Here is a 24,156-nt window from a genome sequence, read left to right as displayed (position 1 = left end):
CAAATACTCAGAATAAATTTGGCTTTAGTTAGCAGAAAATTTGAATATGCTCAGCATTTTATTTTTAATGCCGTTGGCATTCCAAAAAAACGGGAAGCCTAAGCTCCCCGTTGTCATTCGCTCACGCACCTCAGTCAATCTGCCGGACGTCCACGCGCAGCTCTTTCGGCACTTCGAACACGATGTTCTCTTCACGCCCGCTGATTTCATGCACGTCGACACCGCCCAGCGCTTTCAGGCGAGAGATCACCTCCTGCACCAGCACGTCCGGCGCCGAAGCGCCGGCGGTGACGCCGATGTTGCGCGCTTCGCTCAGCCAACTTTCCTGAATATCCGCCGCCGAATCGATCAGATAAGCCGGTTTGCCCACGCGCTGCGCCAGTTCGGCCAGACGGTTAGAGTTGGAAGAGTTCTTCGACCCCACCACCAGCACCACGTCCGCATCGCCGGCCAGGTTACGCACCGCTTCCTGACGGTTGGTGGTGGCGTAGCAAATGTCATCCTTGCGCGGACCGATAATGCTCGGGAAGCGCTGACGCAGCGCATCGATCACGTCCGAGGTATCATCAACCGACAGCGTGGTCTGCGTCATGAAGCACAGGTTGTTTTCGTCTTTCACCTGCAGCTTCCACACGTCTTCCGGCGATTCGACCAGGTACATGCCGCCCTGCGGGTTGCTGTACTGGCCCATGGTGCCTTCCACCTCCGGGTGCCCGGCATGGCCGATCAGAATCGCTTCGGTGCCGCGGCGGCTGGCGCGCGCCACTTCCATATGCACCTTGGTCACCAGCGGACAGGTGGCGTCGAACAGCATGGTCAGATCGCGCGCCTTGGCTTCGGCGCGCACGGCTTGAGACACGCCGTGCGCCGAGAAGATCAGGATAGAGCCGTCCGGCACTTCGGCGATCTCTTCGATAAACACGGCGCCACGCTCACGCAGGCTGTCGACCACGTAGCGGTTGTGCACCACTTCATGCCGTACGTAGATCGGCGCGCCATACAGCTCCAGCGCGCGTTCCACGATGCTGATCGCACGATCAACCCCGGCGCAGAAGCCGCGCGGGTTAGCCAGCAATATTTGCATGCGTCTCCTCCTGCTGCGGATCGATCTCCAGCACTTCGATGTCGAAGGTCACCGGATGGCCCGCCAGCGGATGGTTGAAATCGACGGTGATCGAATCTTCCGCCACCGCGCGCACCACGCCCGGCATTTCGCTGCCGTCAATCGCGGTAAACAGCATGATGGTGCCCACGTCCGGCACGCCGGTTTCCGCGAAGTCGCGGCGCGAGAAGAACTGGACCAGATCCGGGTTCTCCGCGCCGAACGCCGCTTCCGGCTGCAGGGTAAAGGCGCGCTTGTCGCCCGCGCGCAGGCCAAGCAACTGCTCTTCCAGCGGCGCCGACAGGCTGCCGTCACCCAGGCGGAACAGCGCCGGTTTGCCGCTGCTGCGGGTGGATTCGGCGGTCGAACCGTCTTCCAGTTTCAGCGTAAAGTGAACCAGCACCGCGCTGTCACTGATAACCTGAGCCGTCATATTACTCACCTTTGCTCTTTGCGCCTTTGTTCGCCGGCGACAGGAAACCTTCCAGCACGATCATCGCCGCGCCCACGCAGATAAAGCTGTCCGCCAGATTGAAGGTCGGGTAGTGCCAGTCACCGACGTAAAAGTCAATGAAATCGACCACGAAACCGTGCCACAGGCGATCGAACAGGTTGCCCAACGCCCCGCCGATGATAAAGGCGTAGGCGATGTTGTTCAGCTTCTGCTGCGCCGCGCTGCGGTACATCATCACCAGCAGCACCGCGACGATGGCGATGGCGATGCCGGCGAAGAACCAGCGTTGCCAACCGCCATGATCGGCCAGGAAGCTGAACGCGGCGCCGTAGTTGCGCGCGTAAAACAGGTTGAACGACGGGATCAACGGCTGGGACTGGCCCAGCGTAAAGTTAGCGAGGATCCACTGTTTGCTGCCGAAATCCAGCGCCAGCACCGCCACTACAACCCACAGCCAACGCAGGCCGGTCGAACAAATTGGTTTACTCATCAGGCGCAAGTTCTCAGGCAAAGTTACGCTTCTCGCCGTCACCGGCGACGTTGCTCACACAGCGGCCGCAGATGTCTGCATGCTCCGCTACCAGGCCGATATCGGTGGTGTAATGCCAGCAGCGCGGGCACTTCTCACCTGGCGCCGTGCTGAAGGCGATCTTCAGCCCTTTCAGCAGCTCGGAGGCCTGCGCGTCGGCCGGCGCCTCCGCCAATGGCGCAACGCTTGCCGCAGAGGTCAGCAGCACAAAGCGCAGCTCATCCTGCAGGCTGTTCAGACGCGCCGCCAACTCGCTGTCGGCATACAGCGTCACCGCCGCTTCCAGCGAACCGCCGAGGCGTTTGTCCGCACGCGCCTGCTCCAGCACCTTGTTCACTTCGCCGCGCACTTTCAGCAGCTCAGCCCAGAAAGCGTCGTTCATCGGCTCGCCTTCCGCCAGCCCGAACAGGCCGTCGTACCACTCTTCGGTGAACACGTACTGCGCGCGTTTGCCCGGCATGAAGCCCCAGATCTCGTCTGCGGTGAACGACATGATCGGCGCCATCCAGCGCACCAGCGCTTCGACGATGTGATACAGCGCGGTCTGGCAGCTGCGGCGGGCGACGCTGTCGCTCTTGGCGGTGTACTGACGATCCTTGATGATATCCAGGTAGAAGGAGCCCATCTCGACCGAACAGAACTGCATCAGGCGCTGCACCACTTCGTGGAAATCGTAGTTGGCGTAAGCCTGCTCGATATCCTGCTGCGCCGCCAGCGCACGGCCGACCGCCCAGCGATCCAGCACCACCATGTCTTCCGGCGCCACGCAATCGGTGCTTGGCTCGAACCCGTTCAGGTTGGCCAGCAGGAAGCGCGCGGTGTTGCGGATGCGGCGGTAAGAGTCGGCGGAACGCTTGAGGATCTCGTCGGACACCGCGATCTCGCCGGTGTAATCGGTCGACGCCACCCACAGACGCAGAATGTCGCCGCCCAGCTTGTTCATCACGTCCTGCGGGCTGACGGTGTTGCCGATCGACTTGGACATCTTGCGGCCCTGGCCGTCGACGGTGAAGCCGTGGGTCAGCACTTCCTTGTACGGCGCCTTGCCCTTCATCGCGGTGGAAATCATCAGCGATGACATGAACCAGCCACGGTGTTGGTCGGAGCCTTCCAGATACATGTCGGCGCCGTGGCCGTTGAATTCAGGACGCACGTCGACAACGGAGGCGTGGGTAGAACCGGAATCGAACCACACGTCCAGCGTATCCGGCACTTTCACGTAGTCGGCGGCTTCCGCGCCGAGGATGTCGGCCGCGTCCAGATCCCACCAGGCCTGAATGCCGTCTTGCTCGACGCGCTTGGCCACTTCTTCCATCAGCTCAACGGTACGCGGGTGCAGCTGCTCGGTCTCTTTGTGCACGAACAGCGACATCGGCACGCCCCAGGTGCGCTGACGCGAGATGCACCAGTCCGGGCGGTTGGCCACCATCATTTCGATGCGCGCCTGGCCCCAATCCGGGATCCACTGCACGCCCTTAATCTCTTCCAGCGACTGCTGACGCAGGCCTTTCTGATCCATGCTGATGAACCATTGCGGCGTGGCGCGGAAGATGATTGGCGTCTTGTGGCGCCAGCAGCACGGATAGCTGTGCAGGAACTTCTCGACGTGCAGCAGCGCGCCTTTCTCGCGCAGCAGATCGACGATCAGATCGTTGGCCTTGAAGACGAACTTGCCGTCCAGCAGCGGGTAGGTGCCGGTCAGGTAGCAGCCGTTCGGCCCTACCGGGTTGGCCACTTCCAGGCCGTATTTCTGGCCGATCACGAAGTCATCCGGGCCGTGACCCGGCGCTGTGTGTACCGCACCGGTACCGGCGTCCAGGGTCACATGCTCGCCGAGGATTGCCGGCACGTCGAAGTCCATGAACGGGTGTTTGAAGCGCAGCAGCTCCAGATCGGCGCCTTTGCAGCTGCCCAGCACCGTCCACTCGGTGATGCCGGCGCGTTTCATCACGCTTTCCACCAGTTCGGCCGCCAGGATCAGGCACTGGCCGTCAACCTGCACCAGTTGATAGGTGAAGTCCGGGTGCAGCGAGATCGCGCGGTTGGCCGGCAAGGTCCACGGCGTGGTGGTCCAGATAACCAGCGAGATGGCGCCGTTGAAGTGGCTCACGCCGAACTTGGCCGCCACGGCAGCCGCGTCGGCCGCATGGAAGGACACGTCGATCGACGGCGAAGTCTTGTCGTAATACTCCACTTCCGCTTCCGCCAGCGACGAGCCGCAGTCGGTGCACCAGTGAACCGGCTTGGCGCCTTTCAGCAGGTGGCCGTTGCTGATGATCTTGCCCAGCGCGCGGATGATGTTGGCTTCGGTTTTGAAGTCCATGGTCAGGTATGGACGATCCCAGTCGCCCAGCACGCCCAGGCGGATGAAGTCCTTCTTCTGGCCTTCAACCTGCTCGGCCGCGTATTCGCGGCACTTCTGGCGGAACTCGGCCGCCGTCAGCTTCTCGCCCGGTTTGCCGTACAGCTGCTCAACCTTCAGTTCGATAGGCAGGCCGTGGCAATCCCAACCCGGCACATAAGGCGAGTCGAAGCCGGCCATCCCTTTCGACTTGATGATAATGTCTTTGAGAATCTTGTTAACCGAGTGACCAATGTGAATGCTGCCGTTCGCATACGGAGGGCCGTCATGCAAAATGAAGGTTTTTTTGCCCTTTTTGGCAGTACGAATAATCCCGTACAGATCCTGTTCATACCAACGTTGCAGCATGCCAGGCTCGCGCTTGGCGAGATCGCCGCGCATCGGGAACCCTGTTTCCGGCAAGTTCAGGGTATTCTTGTAGTCACTCATGAGATTCTCGTTTCCGTTTTCGGCTATTTACCCGTCACACTTCAAGCTGCATCTTTGTCGGCCGCCCTTTCTCACCCGAATCACTTGCCTGTGCAAGCTCATCGGGGTTCGCGCGGTTGCCGCCGCGATGCAACTCGAATTGTTTAGGGTAAACGATTAAACCAGTGTTTTTAACCCGAAGAACTTCCGGGCCGTCACCACATCATTGGCGATTTGCTGCTTCAGGGCATCGAGCGAAGCAAACCGTTGTTCATTGCGCAATTTTGCGCGGAGCACCACCTCAATATGGCGCCCGTAAAGATCCATTGTGACATCCAGCAGATGCACTTCCAGCTGCTGGCGCACGCCGGCGACGGTCGGGCGCGTGCCGATGTTGGCCACGCCCGGCAGCGGCTGCGGCCCCAGGCCGTACACCTCCACCGCATACACCCCTTTCACCGGCGCCACCAGGCGCTTGAGCGGCAGGTTGGCGGTCGGGAAGCCGATGGTGCGGCCCAGCTCATCGCCGTGCACCACGCGCCCGGAGATGCTGTACGGGTGGCCCAACAGGGTCTCCGCCAGCGGCAGATCGTCCTCGCTCAGCGCAGTGCGGATCGCCGTACTGCTGATGCGCCGGTCGCCTTCGCGGAAGGTCGGGGTGCTGACCACGTCGAAGCCGTACTCTTTTCCGGCCTGCTGCAATAGCGGAAAATCGCCCTGACGCCCGGCGCCAAAGCGAAAATCATCCCCCACCATCAGGAATTTGACGCCGAGCTTCTCCACCAGCAGCTCGGCGACGAACGCCTGCGCGGTGTTGGCGGCAAAACGCGGATCGAACTTGACGCACAGCAGGTAATCAACGCCCGCCTGCGCCAGATAGTTGGCCTTATCGCGCAGGCGCGTCAAACGGGCCGGCGCCTTGTCTGCGGCGAACATCTCCAGCGGCTGCGGCTCAAAGATCATGACCATCACCGGCAGCCCGAGGCGTTGCCCTTGTTGCTTCAACTGCTCCAGCAGCGCCTGATGACCGCGGTGCACGCCGTCAAAGTTGCCGATGGTGAGCACGCAACCATGGTGGCGCGCCCGGATATTGTGAATGCCGCGAATTAGCTCCATAGCTGGCTCAAAACAGTGGAAATCGGCGGATTATACCTTGTACAGCCGGTAAGGTTAACCCGCGATTGGTGCCTTTATGTAATAGACATACCATACCGGAGATAATCTGCGCGTGAAACGGCTTCACCGCAGTTTATCCCGCGCCGCCGGGCCGATTCTCGACCGCAGCCAACGGCTTGCGCCCGCTGCGGCAAATCATTGGCGAATTTTCTCGCGAAACACTGTATTCCCAAGAGCGAAGCTGGTAAAATCCTGCGCCATCACAACGTAGCGAGTGCCGCCTGTACAAACGGCGCTTATTTGCACAAATCCATTGACAAACGAAGGCTAAAAGGGCATATTCCTCGGCCTTTGAATTGTCCTCAATAGAATATATTTGGGAGTTGGACCTTGGCTAATATCAAATCAGCTAAGAAACGCGCCGTACAGTCTGAGAAACGCCGCAAGCATAACGCAAGCCGTCGCTCAATGGTGCGTACCTTCATCAAGAAGGTAGACGCAGCTATCGCAGCTGGCGACAAAGAAGCAGCACAAAATGCATTCCTGGTAATGCAGCCACTGGTGGACCGTCAGGCAGCTAAAGGCCTGATCCACAAAAACAAAGCAGCGCGTCATAAGTCAAACCTGACTGCACGCATCAACGCAATGCAATAAGCATTTCGTTATCTGCTTGATAAAAAAACCGGCTCAGGCCGGTTTTTTTACGCCCTGCGTTCAGTGAACCGCTAGCAGGAAAACAGCGCCGAGAAGTCTTTGTTGCACACCCGCTGCACCGCCGGATGCTGGATCATGCGCTCGGCAAAGATGATGTAATACTCCTCCTGCACGCTGTCGATGCGCCCAATCTCCACCACGTTGTCATCGTTGTAGGTATCCTGCGCATACAGCGTCGGCGCCACGAAAATCGCGTTGTGGTACATGCCGAAGGCCTTCATCAGCGCCGCATCGTCGAACTCGCCCAAGATCTCCACCTGAATGCCCTGCGTATTGAACCAGTTAAGCAGCTTGCGCCCCAGCATCGAGCGGCGGCCGGGGATCAGCAACTTGCGCTGCTCCAGACAGGCCGGGAACGGCAACTCCGGCGCCGGCTGGCGGCAGAAGAAACTGATGCCGCACTCGCCCAGCTTCAGCGAGAACAGCCCTTCCTGCTGGCTGGAGTCCACCGGGCAATCCGACAGGATCATATCCAGCTTGTGCTGGCTGAGCTGCTCCAGCAGCATCTCGTGCGTCGATTCAAAACAACGCAGGTGGATCTGCTCGTTGTCCACCACCACCGCCGTTTCCAATACCTGGCTGACCAGCCGCTTCGACAACGCATCCGCCACGCCGACGTCGAACAGCAGGTTCGACTCTTTGCGGTAGTTGACGATATCCAGCATTTCCTGGCTGAGCATGAACATCTTGTCGGCATAGCGGAACACCAGCTGCCCCAGCTCCGAAGGCACCAACCCGCGCCCCTGGCGTTTGAACAGCTTGCCGTCCAACCGCTCTTCCAGCGCCTTGATCTGGCCGGTGATGGTCTGCGGCGTCAGAAACAACGCTTCAGCGGCGCCGACCACGGAACCGGCCTTGCAGACCTGCCAGAAATAGTAAAGGTGATTAAAGTTGATATGCGACATCCTCACGAGCGGCTCTCCTTAACAACGTTTCGCAGCGGCAAACGGTGTGCCGTGACGAGCGACAAACTTCCTTTCCCTGCTTCAGACAACGTATAGCCCCATTAGTCCCAACGAAGAACGGCCGAAGCTGCACATATTTTATACCGCACAGCTCCGACCAGCCATTTTATTGTGCGCCCCTGCCGGGCACCGGCAGGATTAACGCACGCGCGGCAACGCCAGACGCAGTAATCCGTACCCCGCCACCGCCGCGGCGGTGGAGCCCAACAGGATCCCCAGACGGGAATAGGTGCTGAGCGCCGCATCGGCCTCGCCGAACGCCAGCGAGGCGATGAAAATCGACATGGTGAAACCAATACCACAGAGCACCGAAACGGCAAACACCTGTTTGAAGCCGATCCCTTCAGGCAAGCGGGCGATGCCCATTTTCACCGCCAGCAGGCTGAAGAGGAAAATCCCCAGCGGCTTGCCGATAAACAGACCGGCCGCAATCCCAACCGGCAGCAGCGACGTCAATCCTTCCAGCGATACGCCCTGCAGAGAGACCCCGGCGTTGGCGAAAGCGAACAGCGGCAGGATCATAAACGCGACCCACGGGTGCAGCTCATGCTCCAGCGTTTCCGACGGCGATGGCCCCTTCTTGACGTTCAGCGGGATCATAAAGCCGACGATCACCCCGGCCAGCGTCGCGTGCACCCCGGACTTGAGGATCGCCACCCACAACACCAGGCCGACCATCATATACAACGAGGTTTTGCCCACGCCGCGCCAGTTCATCACCGCCAGCAGCACCGTCGCCGCGGCCGCCACGCCCAGCGCTATCATCGACACTTCGTGGGTGTAGAACAGCGCGATGATGATGATCACGCCCAGGTCGTCGATGATCGCCAGCGCCAACAGGAACACTTTCAGGCTGGTCGGCACGCGGTTGCCCAGCAAGGCCATGACGCCCAGCGCGAAGGCGATATCGGTCGCGGCCGGGATCGCCCAACCCTGGCGGGTAACTTCATCCGCGCCGTTGAACAACAGGTAAATCAGCGCCGGCGCCAGCATGCCGCCCAGTGCGGCGATCGCCGGAAACACCGCCTTGTCACGCCCGGACAGCGAGCCTTGCATCAGCTCGCGCTTGACCTCGAGCCCCACCACCAGGAAGAAGATGGCCATCAGCCCGTCGTTGATCCACAGCAGCAGCGGCTTGGCGATCTCCAGCGAAGCTACCTTCACCATCACCGGCAGGTTAAGGAATGCCTGGTAGATCCCCTGCGCCGGGCTGTTGGCCATGATCAGGGCGACGATCGCCGCCGCGATCAGGATGATGCCGCCCGCGGCTTCCTGACGTAAAAATTGACGAATGATGTTGGTCACAATACGTCTCTCCAAATCTGAGCAAGGCGTAGCGCCCTGCGAAGCACAGTCATGAAGTGAGTATAGAGGGCGTTTTAGTTCGAAAAAATAAGTTTATAAATGCTAAACAGCTCGAAAAAACCGATTAAAAGCACGAATAAGTCACATTTATATAAGGGATTAGCGGTTTGGCGCGCAAATAAAAACCCCGGGACAGAAGCCCGGGGTTCGCGCATAAGCTAACAGAAACAGAAGGTTAGCGAGTCAGATCGTCAAAGAACTTTTTCACCCCGTCGAAGAAGCTCTTCGAACGCGGGCTGTTCTTGTCGCCGGACGGGCCGCCCAGGCTCTCTTCCAGCTCACGCAACAGCTGCTTCTGCTTGTCGTTCAGATTGACCGGGGTTTCCACCACCACGCGGCACAGCAGGTCGCCCTGGCTGCCGCCGCGCACCGATTTCACGCCCTTGCCGCGCATGCGGAACAGCTTGCCGGTTTGGGTCTCCGAAGGCACCTTCAGTTTCACCCGGCCATCCAGCGTCGGCACTTCAATCTCGCCGCCCAGCGCCGCCATGGCAAAGTTGATCGGCACTTCGCAGTACAGGTTGTTGCCTTCACGCTCGAAGATCGGGTGCGCCTTCACCTGCACCTGAACGTACAGATCGCCCGCCGGTGCGCCGTGCTCGCCGGCTTCGCCTTCACCCGCCAGGCGGATGCGATCGCCGGTATCCACGCCGGCCGGAATTTTCACCGACAGCGTTTTGGATTTTTCTACCCGGCCGTGGCCATGGCATTTGTTGCACGGATCTTTGATGATCTGACCGCGGCCATGGCAATGCGGACACGCCTGCTGCACGGTGAAGAAGCCCTGACGCATCTGCACCTGGCCCTGACCATGACAGGTTGGGCAGGTGACCGGCGAACTGCCCGGCTTGGCGCCGCTGCCGTGGCAGACGTCGCACTCTTCCAGCGTCGGGATGCGGATCTCTTTGGTGACGCCACGTACCGCTTCCTCGAGGGTCAGCTCCATGTTATAGCGCAGATCGGAACCGCGGCTGGCGCGCTGACGGCGGCCTCCGCCGAAGATGTCGCCAAACACGTCGCCAAAGATATCGCTGAAGTCGGCGCCGCCGCCAAAGCCGCCGCCGCCCATGCCGCCCTGTTCAAAGGCCGCGTGCCCGTACTGATCGTAAGCCGCGCGTTTCTGGTCGTCGGTCAGGACTTCGTAAGCTTCTTTAACTTCTTTAAACTTGGTTTCGGCGTCTTGCTCCTGGTTGCGGTCAGGATGGTATTTCATCGCCAGGCGTTTGTACGCCTTTTTGATCTCACGTTCATCCGCCGTCTTGCTGACGCCGAGAATCTCGTAATAGTCTTTCTTCGCCATTCTTTCGCTTACCCTTAACATGCGTGCACGGGCGCAGAGTTGCCTCGACGCCCGTGCTGGTTTCCGGGAGCGGCATCTCGGCCGCCCCGTGCCCGCTTAAGGGCGATTATTTTTTGTCTTTAACTTCTTCGAACTCGGCGTCAACCACGTCGTCTTCTTTCTGCGCCGCGTTGTCCGCGCCGGCGTCAGCACCCTGCTGAGCCTGCTGCGCCTGAGCCATTTCCAGCAGCTTGCCGGAAACCTGCACCAACGCCTGGGTCTTCGCTTCGATCTCGGCTTTGTCTTCGCCTTTCACCGCCGCTTCCAGATCTTTCAGCGCCGCTTCGATCGCCGTTTTGTCTTCCGCCGGCAGTTTGTCGCCCGCTTCTTCCAGCTGTTTGCGCGTGCCGTGGATCAGGTGATCCGCCTGGTTGCGAGTCTGTACCAGCTCTTCGAACTTGCGGTCAGCTTCAGCGTTCAGCTCGGCGTCGCGCACCATTTTCTGGATTTCGTCCTCGTTCAGGCCAGAAGACGCCTTGATGGTGATCTTCTGCTCACGACCGGTGTTCTTGTCTTTGGCAGACACGTGCAGAATGCCGTCGGCATCGATGTCGAAGGTGACTTCGATCTGCGCCATGCCGCGCGGTGCCGCCTGGATGCCGTCCAGGTTGAACTGGCCCAGAGATTTGTTATCGCTGGCGCGCTTACGCTCACCCTGCAGCACGTGGATGGTGACCGCAGACTGGTTGTCTTCCGCAGTAGAGAACACCTGGCTGTGCTTGGTCGGGATCGTGGTGTTTTTGGTGATCAGCGGCGTCATCACGCTGCCCATGGTTTCGATACCCAGCGACAGCGGGGTAACGTCCAGCAGCAGAACGTCTTTCACATCACCGGCCAACACGCCGCCCTGTACCGCAGCGCCCACGGCAACCGCTTCGTCCGGGTTCACGTCTTTACGCGGCTCTTTACCGAAGAAGTCTGCGACTTTCTTCTGCACCATTGGCATACGGGTCTGGCCGCCCACCAGGATCACGTCCTGGATGTCGGAAACCGACAGGCCTGCGTCTTTCAGCGCCACTTTCAGCGGCTCGATGGAGCGCGCCACCAAATCTTCAACCAGCGACTCGAGTTTGGCGCGAGTCACTTTGATGTTCATGTGTTTTGGACCGGTCGCATCTGCCGTGATGTACGGCAGGTTAACGTCGGTCTGCTGAGCGGAAGACAGTTCAATCTTCGCTTTCTCGGCGGCTTCTTTCAGACGCTGCATCGCCAGCGGATCGTTGCGCAGATCGATGCCCTGATCTTTCTTGAACTCTTCCACCAGGTAGTTGATCAGACGGCTGTCGAAGTCTTCGCCGCCCAGGTGGGTGTCACCGTTGGTCGCCAGCACTTCGAAGGTTTTTTCGCCGTCAACGTCGTCGATTTCGATGATGGAGATATCGAAAGTACCGCCGCCCAGGTCATAAACCGCGATGGTGCGGTTGCCGACTTCTTTGTCCAGTCCGTAGGCCAGCGCCGCCGCGGTCGGTTCGTTGATGATGCGCTTGACTTCCAGACCCGCGATGCGGCCGGCGTCTTTAGTCGCCTGACGCTGGGCGTCGTTGAAGTAAGCCGGTACGGTGATAACCGCTTCAGTTACCGGTTCGCCCAGGTAATCTTCCGCCGTTTTCTTCATTTTCTTCAGCACTTCCGCAGAGATCTGCGGCGGAGCCATTTTCTGGCCTTTCACTTCCAGCCAGGCGTCGCCGTTATCGGCTTCGATGATTTTGTAAGGCATGATCGCTTTGTCGCGCTGCGCTTCTTCATCCTGGAAGCGGCGGCCGATCAGGCGCTTGATGGCGAACAGGGTGTTTTCAGGGTTGGTCACTGCCTGACGCTTAGCCGGCTGGCCAACCAGAGTTTCACCGTCCTGGGTATATGCGATAATAGAAGGAGTGGTGCGGTCGCCCTCGGCGTTTTCCAGCACGCGTGCCTTGGCACCATCCATAATTGCTACGCAAGAGTTGGTAGTACCCAGGTCGATACCAATAATTTTGCCCATCTAAACGTCTCCACTAAAAAATTCATAAGTCAGTCAGGTTGCTAACCTATATGCGGGCGATTTTTTGCTTTTCAACTGCCCGATATCTCAGTGCGACCCGCGGTTAGCAGCTGCGGTTGCAAATAAGATGGGGCCATCCAGCTCGGCATCAAGGGGCAAGGCAAAAAAATTTCTTTTTTTATCGTCATTCAGATCATTGTTTCCGGCTGCGGGGATCATTATGATGCGCGCGCTCTGATGGAAAACTTCGATTTTTTGGCCATTCAGACCATTTATGATTTTACTTCGCTGTTTCCGTTAATTTTCTGTTATCGCAGAGGACTTATGCACACCAACAAGTTGGCGAATCCCGGCCCTCTCGGCCTGATGGGCTTCGGGATGACCACCGTCTTGCTGAACCTGCACAACGCGGGCTTTTTCCCACTGAACTCAGCCATCATCAGCATGGGGATTTTCTTCGGTGGCCTGGCCCAGATCCTGGCCGGCCTGCTGGAGTACAAGAAGGGCAACACCTTCGGCATGACCGCATTCACCGCCTACGGCAGCTTCTGGCTGAGCCTGGTCGGCCTGCTGCTGCTGCCGCGTTTGGGCCTGGCGGAAGCCACCGAGGCGCACGTGCTGGGCATCTATCTGGCGCTGTGGGGCGTCTTCACCCTGTTCATGTTCTTCGGCACCCTCGGCGCCAACCGCGTGCTGCAGTTCGTGTTCGCCAGCCTGACGCTGCTGTTCGCCCTGCTGGCCGTCGGCAACATCACCGGCAACCACGCGTTGCTGACCTTCGCCGGTTATGAGGGCATCATCTGCGGCGCCAGCGCCATCTACCTGGCGATGGCCGAAGTGCTCAACGAGCAATACGGCCGCACCGTGCTGCCGATTGGCGAACCGGCCTCGGCCCGCGTCGCGGCATCGCCGGTCACGGCGTAATCGCCCGCCCCTGACGAAAAAGCCCTGCAATGCAGGGCTTTTTTTTAGCTGTAGGAACCGGCTCGCCGCTCGCCGGCTTCGCTGTTCAGGTCGCGATGCAGGTAGACACCGAGCAGCAGCCCGATAAGCGACAGCGCCAGCACATAGTAAGCGGGCGCTAACGGGGTTAATTTCATGATCAGCGTCACAAAAATAGGGGTTAAACCGCCAAAAATAGCGTACGAGACGTTATATGAGAACGAGATGCCGGTAAACCGCACTTCCGCCGGGAAAGCCCGCACCATCACGTACGGCACGGCCCCCACCACGCCTACGCTGAAACCCACCAGCGCATAGCAGGCGAACAGCATTTCCGGGCGTACGCCCACCGTCTGATAGAACAGCCAGCTGCAGCCGGCCAGCAGCAAACTGCCGACCACCAGCGTTTTGCTGGCGCCGAAGCGATCGGCCGACAAACCGGCGACGATGCAGCCGGCGATCAGCATGATGGTGGCGATGCTGTTGGCCTGCAGCGTCAGGGCCGGCGCAATGCCGAACTGTTTTTGCAGATAGGTCGGGGTCATCAGGATCACCACCACGATACCGGCGGAGAGCAGCCAGGTCAGCAGCATCGACACCGCCACTTCCCGTTTGTGGTTGAGCACCACCGATTTCAGCGGCAGCTCCTCGGCCAGCGCTTTGCGCGCCTGCATCTCGATGAAGATCGGTGTTTCCTGCAGCCAGCGGCGCAGGTACATCGCCACCAGGCCGAACATGCCGCCAAGCAGGAATGGAATGCGCCAGCCGCCGCCGGCAATGCTCTGCGGGCTAAGCGTGGTGTTGATCACCGTCGCCACCACCGATCCCAGCAGAATGCCCACCGTCAGCCCGGCGGTCAGCGTGCCGCAGGCGAAACCGATGCGCCGGCGCGGCACGTGTTCGGCGACGAAGACCCAGGCGCCCGGCACCTCACCGCCGATCGCCGCCCCCTGCAGCACGCGCATCAGCAGCAGCAACAGCGGCGCGGCGATGCCGATGCTGGCGTAGGTCGGCAGCAGGCCCATCGCCAGCGTCGGCAACGCCATCAGCAGAATGCTCAGGGTAAACATCTTTTTGCGGCCGACCAGATCGCCGAAGTGCGCCATCACGATGCCGCCCAGCGGGCGGGCCAGATAGCCGGCGGCGAAAATGCCGAAGGTTTGCACCAGCCGCAGCCATTCCGGCATGTCCGCCGGGAAGAACAGATCGCCGACCACGGCGGCGAAGAATACGAAGATGATGAAGTCGTAAAACTCCAACGCGCCGCCCAACGCGGCCAACGTCAGCGTTTTGTAGTCTTGCCGGTTCAGCCGGCGATTAGTGTCGTGAGGCATAGGGCACCGTCGGTAAAGGCTGTAAAAATAAAAGCCGCAGGCTTTCTGTAAAAGAATCCTTACTATAGCGGCAAATTATTTTCACACCAAACGGGCTGAAGCCGATCTCGCAGATTACTGAAATTTAGAGGTTTATCTCGCGACGCGCGCTCTTTGGCCGAAATGCTGCTACCACTGCGGCATGCGTTTCGACATAAGGCCCGTCGAGCAACTGAATGCAATAAGGCACGCTGGCGAAGATGCCGTGCACCACCGCATTGCCCTGCTCGTCCTTCACCCCTTCCAGCGTTTCCTTGATCGACTTTGGCTGGCCGGGCAGATTGATGATCAGCGCCTGCTTGCGGATCGCCCCCACCTGGCGAGAAAGAATTGCCGTTGGCACATAGTGTAGGCTGATCTGACGCATTTGCTCGCCGAAACCGGGCATCACGCGATCGGCGATCGCCAGCGTGGCGTCAGGGGTGACGTCGCGACGCGCCGGCCCGGTGCCGCCGGTGGTCAGCACCAGATGGCAGCCCATTTCGTCCACCAGCTCACACAGCGTTTGCTCAATTTGCGTCTGCTCATCGGGGATCAGCCGGGTTTCCAGCTTGAACGGCGTCGCCAACGCGCCGGCCAGCCACTCCTCCAGCGCCGGAATGCCTTTATCCTGGTAAACGCCGCCGGAAGCGCGGTCAGAAACGGAAACCAAACCAATACGTAAAATATCCATGCGTAACCTCTACAGCCTGATGGGGTCCGAACGGGTTCGTCTCCCGTTCTGTTGTCATTGCCGAGAGTATAAGGGCTTCCCTCGCCGGCGGGAGCGTCGGGCATAAAAAAAGGTGGCCTGAGCCACCTTTTTACTGCGCGATCTGCGGGAATTACAGCAGGTCGGCGATCATTTTTTCCAGTTTGCCCTGGTCTACGGCGAACTTGCGGATGCCGTCGGTCAGTTTCTCGACCGCCATCGGATCCTGGTTGTGCTGCCAGTAGAACTCAGGTTCGGTCAGTGCGGCAGGACGCGCCTTCACTTCACCGGTGTAAGACAGTTTGCGCTCCAGCGCGCCTTCGCTCTCCGCCAGCTCTTTCAGCAGCGCAGGGGCGATGGTCAGGCGGTCGCAGCCGGCCAGCTCGATGATTTCGCCGACGTTGCGGAAGCTGGCGCCCATCACCACGGTGTTGTAACCGTGTTGTTTGTAGTACTGGTAAATCTCGGTCACGGAGATCACGCCCGGATCTTCGTGCGGCGCGAACTCTTTCTTGTCGCCGTTGGCTTTGTACCAATCGAGGATACGGCCGACGAACGGCGAAATCAGGTAAACGCCGGCTTCGGCGCAGGCGCGAGCCTGAGCGAAGGAGAACAGCAGCGTCAGGTTACAGTTGATGCCTTCTTTCTCCAGCTGCTCCGCCGCGCGGATGCCCTGCCAGGTCGAGGCCAGTTTGATCAGAATGCGATCGTTGCTGATGCCGGCTTCGTTGTACAGCTTGATCAGGCGCTTGGCCTTGGCCACGCTGGCGACGGTGTCGTAAGACAGACGCGCGTCAACCTCGGTGGAGATGCGGCCCGGAACCAGTTTGAGGATCTCCAGACCGATGTTGACCGCCAGCTTGTCAGCGGCGTCGGCGATCTGCTGCTCGCGATCGCTGCTCTGGCCGCGCGCCCAGGCGATGGCTTCGTCAATCAGTTTGCGGTATTCAGGAATTTGGGCTGCATTGAGGATCAGCGAAGGGTTGGTTGTGGCGTCCTGCGGTTGATACAGCTTCATTGCCGCGATATCACCCGTATCTGCAACCACTGTAGTCAGCTGGCGCAGGGAAGTTAATTTGTCGGTCATGTTGGCATTATCTCATCGTTTGTGCATGAACTTTTGGCATTGTTCAACCATGCCCTGCCCTGATAATAACATGCGCCAAGCCCGGCGCAAGGCTGGAAAACCGCGGCGCGCAAGCATCTGTTTTATCCTTGGGCGAGCAACCGTTTACGCCGATATCTTTCGCCATTACCGAGCGGATGGAAAGGCAATAACGTGCTATCGCCCGAATAAATTATGTTAAATTCGAAAAAATTGATGCAATTCGTCCGCCAATCTGCGAAAAATCTTAATCGCCTGACGCCGGACCGATTCCAGCTAAGCTCTTGTAAAAAATAGGCCAATATTTCTCACCTGCGGTGGATGCTGCTAGGTGCGCATGACATTTCGATAAGGAGGAGGGATCCCTTGACGGACCTGATGAATTTTATAAACAACATTTTGTGGGGGTCGGTGCTGATTTATCTGCTGCTCGGCACCGGCATTTACTTCACGCTGCGCACCCGTTTTATCCAGCTCCGCCACTTCAGCCACATGTTCTCGGTGTTGAAAAACAGCAATAAAAGCGACAGCGCCGGCATCTCCTCTTTCCAGGCGCTGTGCACCACGCTGGCGGCGCGCGTCGGCACCGGCAACCTGACCGGCGTCGCCATCGCCCTGACCGCCGGCGGCCCCGGCGCCATCTTCTGGATGTGGGTGGTGGCGTTTATCGGCATGGCCACGTCATTTGTGGAGAGCTCGCTGGCTCAGCTCTACAAAACCAAAGACGACAACGGCAACTACCGCGGCGGCCCAGCCTATTACATGGAAAAGGGACTCGGCATGCGCTGGATGGGCGTGCTGTTCTCCATTTTCCTGATCATCGCTTTCGGCCTGGTGTTCAACGCCGTACAGGCCAACTCCATCGCGCAGGCCTCCGCCGTCGCCTTCCATTTACAGCCGCTGCACGTCGGTATTGGCCTGGTGCTGCTGAGCGGCGTGGTGATCTTCGGCGGCATCCGCTCCATCGCCAAAGTGGCCGAGCTGGTGGTGCCGCTGATGGCCGGCGCCTACCTGCTGCTGGCTCTCTGGGTGATTGGCCATAACATCGAGCACATGCCGGCGATCCTGACGCTGATCTTCAAAAGCGCCTTCGGCCTGCAGGAAGCCGCGGCCGGCGCCGTCGGTTACGGTATCTCCCAGGCGATGACCCAGGGCGTGCAGCGCGGCCTGTTCTCCAATGAAGCCGGCATGGGATCGGCGCCCAACGCGGCGGCGTCCGCCTCGCCTTATCCGCCGCATCCCGCTTCACAGGGCTACGTGCAGATGCTTGGAGTATTTATCGACACCATCGTCATCTGCAGCGCCACCGCGGCGATCATCCTCTCATCCGGCATTCTCGATCAGCCGACCGACAGCATCAGCGGCATCGATCTGACCCAGCGCGCGCTGTCGACCGCCGTCGGCAGTTGGGGGACTCCGTTCGTCGCCATCGCCATCTTCTTCTTCGCCTTTACGTCGATCATCGCCAACTACGCCTATGCCGAGAGCAACCTGGTGTTCCTCGAGCACAACCACCCAGGCGGCCTGTTGATTTTCCGCTGCGTGGCGCTGGGCATGGTGATGTTCGGCGCGCTGGCGGAGCTGCCGCTGGTGTGGAAAATGGCGGATACCTCCATGGCGCTGATGGCGATCACCAACCTGACGGCTATCTTGCTGCTGTCGCGGGTCGCGCTGAAGCTGGCCGACGACTACCATCGCCAGCGCCGCCTGGGCAAGCTGCCGACCTTCGACGCCAACCGTTACCCGGAGCTGAAATCGCAGCTGGAGCCGGGCGTGTGGGACGACAAGCAGCCGCCGCGCTGAGTATTCCGGGGCGCGTGCGATGCGCGCCCCGCCTATTGGACCGATAGCCCCTTTTTCCCGCGCTTTTTGCTACAGTATGCGCACTTGGATAAACAGGATCTGGCCATGCTCGTTATTATTTCACCTGCAAAAACGCTCGATTACGACAGCCCGCTGGCGACAAAACGCTTCACGCAGCCCGAACTGCTGAACAAGTCTAAGCAGCTTATCAACATTTGCCGCGAGCTGACGCCGGCGCAAATCGCCAGCCTGATGAGCATCAGCGACAAGCTGGCCGGGCTGAACGCCGCGCGCTTTAGCGAATGGCAACCGACATTTACCCCGGACAACGCCCGTCAGGCGCTGCTGGCGTTCAAGGGCGACGTATATACCGGCCTGCAGGCGCAGGACTTCAACGAAGCCGATTTCGACTTCGCCCAGCAGCATCTGCGCATGCTGTCCGGCCTGTATGGCGTACTGCGCCCGCTCGATCTGATGATGCCGTACCGGCTGGAGATGGGCATCAAGCTGGAAAACCCGAAGGGCAAAGATCTGTACAGCTTCTGGGGCGATCAGATCACCAAAAAGCTCAACGAAGCGCTGGAGCAACAGGGCGACGACGTGGTGGTCAACCTGGCGTCAGACGAGTATTTCAAAGCGGTGAAGCCGGCCAAGCTGCACGGCTCGCTGATCAAACCGGTGTTCCTCGACGAGAAGAACGGCAAGTTCAAGGTCATCAGCTTCTACGCCAAGAAAGCGCGCGGGTTGATGAGCCGCTTTATCATCAAAAACCGCCTGACGCGCAGCGAGCAGCTGGCGGACTTCAACCTGGAAGGCTACGCCTTCGACGAAGCCGCCTCGCAAGGCAATGAACTGGTGTTCAAACGCCCGGAGCAGGCATAAAAAAAAGCCGTCGCAAGACGGCTTTTCGCATTTTAGCCTGCCGAACTTCAGGCCGGCAGCCCCATCAGGAACTTGCGCAGTTCGCCGAAGTTGGCCGGCAGCGTGTGCGACAGCAGCGGCAGCTCAGCCCGCAGCGCCAGCGCTTTCGGCAACGGCAGTTCCTGGCCGAGTATCGCTTCCACACTCTCTTTAAACTTGGCCGGATGCGCGGTGCCGAGGAACAGGCCGAACTCCCCTTCCTGCAATTGGTCACGCAGCGCGCGGTAGGCAATGGCCGCGTGCGGTTCGGAGATATAGCCCAGCTCGGCCAGCTCACGCATCGTGTCTTTGGTGGTCTCGTCGCTGACCGCCGCGTGACCCAGCTCTTTCAACTGCCAGACCTTGCGACGGAACAGCTCTTCCACGCGCGGCCAGTTGTTCGGCTGGCTGACGTCCATGGCGTTGGACAGCGTCGCGACCGTAGCGTGCGGCTGCCACTGGCCGCTGGTCAGGAAGCGCGGCACGGTGTCGTTGGCGTTGGTGGCGGCGATGAAGCGCTTCACCGGCAGGCCCAGCGATTTGGCCAGCAGCCCGGCGGTCAGATCGCCGAAGTTGCCGCTCGGCACCGAAATCACCAGTTGATTGCGCGCTTCCTGCGGCAGCTGCGCCACCGCTTCGAAGTAGTAGCAAATCTGCGCCAGTAAACGGCTGATGTTAATCGAGTTGGCCGAGTTCAGGTGCAGCGCGTCTTTCAATTCCTGATCGTCGAACGCCTGCTTCACCAGCGCCTGACAAGCATCGAAGTCGCCGTCGATCGCCACGGTGTGAATGTTGCCGCCCAGGGTGCAGAACAGCTTTTCCTGCAGCGGGCTGATTTTGCCCTGCGGATACAGGATCACCACCCGCACGTTTTTCAGGCCGTAGAAGGCGTGCGCCACGGCGGCGCCGGTGTCGCCGGAGGTGGCGGTCAGAATGGTCACCGGCTGCTCGCCGGCCACTTCCGCCAGCATCTGCGCCATAAAGCGGCCGCCGAAGTCTTTGAACGCCAGCGTCGGGCCGTGGAACAGCTCCAGGCAGGAGACGTCATCGGTCACTTTCGCCACCGCCGCCGGGAACTCAAAGGCGGCCTGCACGCGTTTCTTCAGCGCCGCTTCCGGCACCTCTTCGCCGATAAAGGCCGACAGAATGCGGCTGCTGCGGGTGACAAAATCCTGTTCCAGCAGGTGGTCGATTTCGGTCAGTTCGAACTCCGGCAGCTCCAGCGGGAAGAACAGCCCCTGTTGCTTGCCCAGGCCTTGTTTGATCGCCTGCGCGAAGCTGACCTGCTCGTTGTGATCCTTAAGGTTGTACAGTTTCATGCGTTATCCCAGTAGTCGAGCGCCTGCGGTATCCAGACGGCAAATATGAACAAAACCTTCGTCGTTTTGCAGATAGTGTTGTTGCAGCCAGGCGGCCATGCGTTGCGCGGTGGCGCCGTCGTTGCAGACGGCGAACAGCGTCGGGCCAGAGCCGGAGATGCCGCAGGCCAACGCGCCGATCTCCTGCGCCGCCTTGCGCGCTTCGGCGAAGCCCGGCAGCAGCCGGGTGCGGTACGGTTCGGCGATCACGTCCTGCATCAATTTGGCGGCCAGCTGCGGCTGCCGGGTATGGCAGGCGTGAATAAAGCCGGCCAGATAGCGGCCATGGCTGATGCAATCCTGACGACGGTATTGCGCGGGTAAAATGGCGCGCGCTTCGGCGGTGGACACTTTGATGCCCGGATAGGCCATAACCCACAGCCAATCGTCAAAGCACGGCACCTCCTGGCTGATAATGCCTTCTTCTTCCAGCATCAGCTGCAGGCCGCCCAAATAGCAAGGCGCCACGTTGTCGTAATGCACGCTGCCGGAAATGCGCCCTTCCAGCTCGCCCATCAGGCCGAGCAGCGTCGTCTTATCCAACGGGCGAGCGCAGAATTCGTTCATCGCCATCAGCCCGGCGACCACCGAACAGGCGCTGGAACCCAGCCCCGATCCGATCGGCATGTTCTTTTCCAAACGCATCGCCACCGGCACTTCGCGGCCGATCTCCTGGCAGAAGCGCTCCCAGCATTGATAAACGATGTTCTCTTTCGGCTCGGCCGGCAGCTTGCTGACGAAGCGCCCGGCATTCTGCAAACTGAACGTCTCGGCGGCTTCGACGCTGACACAGTCGCCCAGCAGCGTGCCGTCGATCGGCGAAACCGCCGCGCCCAGCACGTCGAAACCGACGCTGACGTTGCCGATCGAGGCCGGTGCATACACCTTAACCATATTAAACTCCCAACTTCCATGACAGTGTGCGCAGCAGATCGGCGAATACGCCCGCTGCAGTCACATCGTTACCGGCGCCGTAGCCGCGCAGCACCAGCGGCAACGGCTGATAGTAGCGGCTGTAGAAGGCCAGCGCGTTCTCGCCGTTCTTCACTTTATACAACGGATCGTTGCCGTCCACCGCCTCAATGCGCACCTTGCAGCGCCCTTCGTCGATCAGGCCGACATAGCGCAGCACCTTGCCTTGCTCGGCGGCGTTGGCCACGTTGCGCGCGAACTCTTTATCCAGCTCCGGCAACCGCGCCAGGAAGGTGTCCACGTCGCCCGACGCGTCAAAGGACGGCGGCAGCACCGGCTCGACCTCGATATCGCTCAGTTCCAGTTTATAACCGGCCTCGCGCGCCAGGATCAGCAGCTTACGCGCCACATCCATCCCGGACAGATCGTCGCGCGGATCCGGCTCGGTGTAGCCGTTGGCCCGGGCCTGCAGGGTCGCCGCCGACAGCGACAGCCCTTCGTCCAGCTTGCCGAAGATAAAGGACAGCGAGCCGGACAGGATGCCGGAGAAACGTACCAGTTCATCACCGGCGTTCAGCAGATTTTGCAGGTTCTCAATCACCGGCAGACCGGCGCCGACGTTGGTGTCGTACAGGAACTTGCGATGCGAACCGGCGGCGGCCGCGCGCAGCTGCTGATAATAGTTCATCGACGAGGTGTTGGCCTTTTTGTTCGGCGTCACCACATGGAAGCCGTCCGCCAGGAAGTCCACGTACTGATCGGCCACCGCCTGACTGGAGGTACAGTCGACGATCACCGGGTTCAGCAGGTGATATTCCTTCACCAGCCGGATCAGACGACCGAGATTGAACGGCTCCTGCGCGCCGGCCAGCTCGTCGCGCCAGCTGTCCAGCGCGATGCCGTGCACATTGGTCAGCATCACGCGCGAGTTGGCGATGCCGCACACCCGCAGATCGATATGTTTTTGCTTCAGCCACGGCTGCTGGCGATAGATCTGCTCGATCAGCGCCCCGCCGACGCCGCCGACGCCGATGACGAACACTTCGATCACCTGATCGGTGTTGAACAGCATCTGGTGGCTGACGCGCACGCCGGTGGTGGCGGAATCATTGCTGACCACCACCGAAATGGAACGTTCGGAAGAACCTTGGGCGATGGCGACGATATTGATGTTGGCGCGCGCCAGCGCGGAGAAGAAGCGTGCGGAAATGCCGCGCAGGGTGCGCATGCCGTCGCCGACCACCGAGATGATCGCCAGGCGTTCCATCACGTCCAGCGGATCCAGCACGCCGTCTTTCAGCTCCAGATAGAACTCCTCTTCCAGCGCGCGACGAGCACGCTGCAGTTCACCCTGCGGCACACAGAAGCTGATGCTGTATTCGGAAGAGGATTGGGTGATCAGCACCACCGAAATGCCGGCGCGCGACATCACGGCGAAGACCCGTGCGGCCATGCCGACCATGCCTTTCATGCCCGGGCCGGAGACGTTGATCATCGCCATGTTGTTCAGGTTGGTGATGCCCTTCACCGGCATATCGGCATCGGTGCTGTCTTTGCCGATCAGCGTGCCGGGGGCCTGCGGGTTGGAGGTGTTTTTAATCAGGCAAGGGATTTGGAACTGGGCAATCGGAGTGATGGTACGGGGGTGTAACACTTTGGCGCCGAAATAGGAAAGCTCCATCGCTTCCTGGTACGACATCGATTTCAGTAACCTGGCGTCCGGCACGGTGCGCGGATCGCAGGTATAAACGCCGTCGACGTCGGTCCAGATCTCGCAACAGTCAGCGCGCAGGCAGGCGGCCAGCACCGCGGCGGAATAGTCGGAGCCGTTGCGACCCAGCACCACCAGCTCGCCCTTGTCGTTACCGGCGGTGAAACCGGCCATCAGCACGATGTGATCGGCCGGTATCGCCGCGGCGGCGATACGCAGCGTAGACTCGGCGATGTCCACGGTGGACTCCAGGTAGTGGCCCTGCGCCAGCAGTTTCTCCACCGGGTTAATCACCGTGACCGGATAGCCTTTGGCGCGGAACACCCCTTCCATGATGGCGATGGAGAGCTTTTCGCCACGGCAGATGATCGCCGCGTTCACGCTGTCCGGGCACTGCCCCAGCAGCGAGACGCCATGCAGCACCTGTTTGAGCTGCGCGAATTCCTGATCGACCACGCCTTTCAAACGATCGTATTCAAAGCCCGGCAGCGCCTGCGCCAGCCCGCTCAGCAGGTCGGCAAAGATCCGCTCGGCGTCGCTCATATTCGGCAGAATGTCCTGGCCCGCCACCGTTTTGTCGATCATCGCCACCAGATGGTTGGTGATCTTTGCGGGGGCGGACAAGACCGTGGCTACCTGTCCCTGACGCGCGTTACTCTCCATGATGTCGGCGACGCGCAGAAAACGTTCCGCATTCGCTACCGAGGTTCCGCCAAATTTCAGCACTCGCATTTGTGATCTCTCCGAATTTAAGCCGAAAAAAAAGCCCGCACTGATTAGGTGCGGGCTTTTTTCTGTGTTTCCTGTGCGCGTCAGCCCGCCCCGTTACCTGTGGTATCGGTGGTGGTAATAATTGTGGTAGTCAGGCTGATATTGCGCATGTTGTCTGTCTGTCTCATGAAATACTCTGTCCCCTCTATTGGTTAAAGCAATCGCTATCCCAAGTCAAACGATTTCTTTTTTTTGCTTATTTTCCGTTCAGCGGCCGTAATGCGCGATGCAACAGGTGAAAAGCAAAATGACAGA

The 24,156-nt window shown here is 59.9% G+C and carries 20 protein-coding genes and 1 other annotated feature; of the genes, 4 read left to right on the top strand and 16 right to left on the bottom strand.

What is annotated here, in order from left to right:
* Positions 1-130: 130 nt before the first annotated feature.
* From ispH to ribF, 5 genes are all read right to left on the bottom strand, one after another.
* Positions 131-1,084 carry a 4-hydroxy-3-methylbut-2-enyl diphosphate reductase gene (gene ispH, locus ITX55_RS07280; RefSeq protein ID WP_033641819.1) on the bottom strand — a complete coding sequence of 318 codons (954 nt, stop codon included), beginning with the start codon at positions 1,082-1,084 and terminating at the stop codon, positions 131-133.
* On the bottom strand, positions 1,065-1,535 hold the full coding sequence (fkpB, locus tag ITX55_RS07275; protein ID WP_016929135.1) for an FKBP-type peptidyl-prolyl cis-trans isomerase: 471 nt from the start codon (positions 1,533-1,535) through the stop codon (positions 1,065-1,067). Before fkpB ends, ispH begins: the two co-directional genes overlap by 20 nt.
* A gap of 1 nt (position 1,536) precedes the next feature.
* Positions 1,537-2,046, bottom strand: coding sequence for a signal peptidase II (gene lspA, locus ITX55_RS07270; RefSeq protein WP_025301524.1), 510 nt, complete (start codon positions 2,044-2,046; stop codon positions 1,537-1,539).
* A 13-nt stretch (positions 2,047-2,059) separates the two neighbouring features.
* Positions 2,060-4,876: an isoleucine--tRNA ligase gene (ileS, locus tag ITX55_RS07265; RefSeq protein WP_033641818.1), complete on the bottom strand. Its 2,817-nt coding sequence runs from the start codon at positions 4,874-4,876 to the stop codon at positions 2,060-2,062.
* Positions 4,877-5,032: 156 nt separating this feature from the next.
* The gene (gene ribF / locus ITX55_RS07260) at positions 5,033-5,971 is read right to left on the bottom strand and encodes a bifunctional riboflavin kinase/FAD synthetase (protein ID WP_033641817.1); all 939 of its coding nucleotides are present in this window, start codon (positions 5,969-5,971) and stop codon (positions 5,033-5,035) included.
* Between the two features lie 390 nt (positions 5,972-6,361).
* Here ribF and rpsT point away from each other — a divergent pair, with 390 nt between their 5' ends.
* The gene (rpsT, locus tag ITX55_RS07255; RefSeq protein ID WP_004932960.1) at positions 6,362-6,625 is read left to right on the top strand and encodes a 30S ribosomal protein S20; all 264 of its coding nucleotides are present in this window, start codon (positions 6,362-6,364) and stop codon (positions 6,623-6,625) included.
* 71 nt (positions 6,626-6,696) lie between these two features.
* Here the strand turns inward: rpsT and nhaR are convergent, their stop codons facing one another.
* The 4 genes from nhaR to dnaK form a co-directional block, all read right to left on the bottom strand.
* Complete coding sequence (gene nhaR / locus ITX55_RS07250; RefSeq protein ID WP_004932962.1) at positions 6,697-7,596, bottom strand: transcriptional activator NhaR; 900 nt, start codon at positions 7,594-7,596, stop codon at positions 6,697-6,699.
* A 192-nt stretch (positions 7,597-7,788) separates the two neighbouring features.
* Positions 7,789-8,955: a Na+/H+ antiporter NhaA gene (gene nhaA, locus ITX55_RS07245; RefSeq protein WP_033651695.1), complete on the bottom strand. Its 1,167-nt coding sequence runs from the start codon at positions 8,953-8,955 to the stop codon at positions 7,789-7,791.
* A 235-nt stretch (positions 8,956-9,190) separates the two neighbouring features.
* Positions 9,191-10,315 carry a molecular chaperone DnaJ gene (gene dnaJ, locus ITX55_RS07240; protein ID WP_004932969.1) on the bottom strand — a complete coding sequence of 375 codons (1,125 nt, stop codon included), beginning with the start codon at positions 10,313-10,315 and terminating at the stop codon, positions 9,191-9,193.
* Between the two features lie 106 nt (positions 10,316-10,421).
* Entirely contained in the window at positions 10,422-12,335 is a 1,914-nt protein-coding gene (gene dnaK / locus ITX55_RS07235; RefSeq protein WP_033641815.1) for a molecular chaperone DnaK, read from the bottom strand.
* A gap of 324 nt (positions 12,336-12,659) precedes the next feature.
* Between dnaK and satP the strand changes: the two genes are divergently transcribed.
* Positions 12,660-13,259, top strand: coding sequence for an acetate uptake transporter (satP, locus tag ITX55_RS07230; RefSeq protein ID WP_033644189.1), 600 nt, complete (start codon positions 12,660-12,662; stop codon positions 13,257-13,259).
* A 44-nt stretch (positions 13,260-13,303) separates the two neighbouring features.
* Here satP and ITX55_RS07225 read toward each other — a convergent pair whose 3' ends face one another.
* The 3 genes from ITX55_RS07225 to tal all read right to left on the bottom strand — a co-directional run bounded on the left by ITX55_RS07225 (position 13,304) and on the right by tal (position 16,428).
* Entirely contained in the window at positions 13,304-14,611 is a 1,308-nt protein-coding gene (locus tag ITX55_RS07225; RefSeq protein ID WP_033641814.1) for an MFS transporter, read from the bottom strand.
* Between the two features lie 124 nt (positions 14,612-14,735).
* On the bottom strand, positions 14,736-15,323 hold the full coding sequence (gene mog / locus ITX55_RS07220) for a molybdopterin adenylyltransferase (protein ID WP_015376607.1): 588 nt from the start codon (positions 15,321-15,323) through the stop codon (positions 14,736-14,738).
* Positions 15,324-15,474: 151 nt separating this feature from the next.
* Positions 15,475-16,428, bottom strand: coding sequence for a transaldolase (tal, locus tag ITX55_RS07215; protein ID WP_004932982.1), 954 nt, complete (start codon positions 16,426-16,428; stop codon positions 15,475-15,477).
* Between the two features lie 384 nt (positions 16,429-16,812).
* Here tal and ITX55_RS07210 point away from each other — a divergent pair, with 384 nt between their 5' ends.
* Both ITX55_RS07210 and yaaA read left to right on the top strand, forming a co-directional pair.
* The gene (locus ITX55_RS07210; protein ID WP_004932985.1) at positions 16,813-18,249 is read left to right on the top strand and encodes a sodium:alanine symporter family protein; all 1,437 of its coding nucleotides are present in this window, start codon (positions 16,813-16,815) and stop codon (positions 18,247-18,249) included.
* 105 nt (positions 18,250-18,354) lie between these two features.
* Positions 18,355-19,131, top strand: coding sequence for a peroxide stress protein YaaA (gene yaaA / locus ITX55_RS07205; protein WP_033641813.1), 777 nt, complete (start codon positions 18,355-18,357; stop codon positions 19,129-19,131).
* A gap of 47 nt (positions 19,132-19,178) precedes the next feature.
* Here yaaA and thrC read toward each other — a convergent pair whose 3' ends face one another.
* From thrC to thrL, 4 genes are all read right to left on the bottom strand, one after another.
* Positions 19,179-20,468 carry a threonine synthase gene (gene thrC, locus ITX55_RS07200; protein WP_223084979.1) on the bottom strand — a complete coding sequence of 430 codons (1,290 nt, stop codon included), beginning with the start codon at positions 20,466-20,468 and terminating at the stop codon, positions 19,179-19,181.
* Between the two features lie 3 nt (positions 20,469-20,471).
* On the bottom strand, positions 20,472-21,401 hold the full coding sequence (gene thrB, locus ITX55_RS07195) for a homoserine kinase (protein ID WP_089191167.1): 930 nt from the start codon (positions 21,399-21,401) through the stop codon (positions 20,472-20,474).
* 1 nt (position 21,402) lies between these two features.
* Positions 21,403-23,862, bottom strand: a complete 2,460-nt coding sequence (gene thrA, locus ITX55_RS07190) for a bifunctional aspartate kinase/homoserine dehydrogenase I (protein ID WP_089191166.1) — start codon at positions 23,860-23,862, stop codon at positions 21,403-21,405.
* 24 nt (positions 23,863-23,886) lie between these two features.
* Positions 23,887-24,004: a sequence feature (Thr leader region), on the bottom strand.
* Entirely contained in the window at positions 23,943-24,011 is a 69-nt protein-coding gene (gene thrL / locus ITX55_RS07185; protein ID WP_099785730.1) for a thr operon leader peptide, read from the bottom strand. (Overlaps the previous feature by 62 nt.)
* Positions 24,012-24,156 lie beyond the last annotated feature (145 nt).

Origin of the sequence: Serratia sp. EWG9, assembly GCF_019913725.1 — a bacterium.
Lineage (GTDB): Bacteria > Pseudomonadota > Gammaproteobacteria > Enterobacterales > Enterobacteriaceae > Serratia > Serratia ureilytica.
Note: the sequence above shows the minus strand (reverse complement) of the source record. Positions and strands in the feature narration are given on the sequence as shown.

Bases quoted from the DNA above. Each gene is read 5' to 3' on its own strand.
- ispH (WP_033641819.1), bottom strand. From the start codon at position 1,084: ATGCAAATATTGCTGGCTAACCCGCGCGGCTTCTGCGCCGGGGTTGAT.
- fkpB (WP_016929135.1), bottom strand. From the start codon at position 1,535: ATGACGGCTCAGGTTATCAGTGACAGCGCGGTGCTGGTTCACTTTACG.
- lspA (WP_025301524.1), bottom strand. From the start codon at position 2,046: ATGAGTAAACCAATTTGTTCGACCGGCCTGCGTTGGCTGTGGGTTGTA.
- ileS (WP_033641818.1), bottom strand. From the start codon at position 4,876: ATGAGTGACTACAAGAATACCCTGAACTTGCCGGAAACAGGGTTCCCG.
- ribF (WP_033641817.1), bottom strand. From the start codon at position 5,971: ATGGAGCTAATTCGCGGCATTCACAATATCCGGGCGCGCCACCATGGT.
- dnaJ (WP_004932969.1), bottom strand. From the start codon at position 10,315: ATGGCGAAGAAAGACTATTACGAGATTCTCGGCGTCAGCAAGACGGCG.
- dnaK (WP_033641815.1), bottom strand. From the start codon at position 12,335: ATGGGCAAAATTATTGGTATCGACCTGGGTACTACCAACTCTTGCGTA.
- satP (WP_033644189.1), top strand. From the start codon at position 12,660: ATGCACACCAACAAGTTGGCGAATCCCGGCCCTCTCGGCCTGATGGGC.
- ITX55_RS07225 (WP_033641814.1), bottom strand. From the start codon at position 14,611: ATGCCTCACGACACTAATCGCCGGCTGAACCGGCAAGACTACAAAACG.
- mog (WP_015376607.1), bottom strand. From the start codon at position 15,323: ATGGATATTTTACGTATTGGTTTGGTTTCCGTTTCTGACCGCGCTTCC.
- tal (WP_004932982.1), bottom strand. From the start codon at position 16,428: ATGACCGACAAATTAACTTCCCTGCGCCAGCTGACTACAGTGGTTGCA.
- yaaA (WP_033641813.1), top strand. From the start codon at position 18,355: ATGCTCGTTATTATTTCACCTGCAAAAACGCTCGATTACGACAGCCCG.
- thrC (WP_223084979.1), bottom strand. From the start codon at position 20,468: ATGAAACTGTACAACCTTAAGGATCACAACGAGCAGGTCAGCTTCGCG.
- thrB (WP_089191167.1), bottom strand. From the start codon at position 21,401: ATGGTTAAGGTGTATGCACCGGCCTCGATCGGCAACGTCAGCGTCGGT.
- thrA (WP_089191166.1), bottom strand. From the start codon at position 23,862: ATGCGAGTGCTGAAATTTGGCGGAACCTCGGTAGCGAATGCGGAACGT.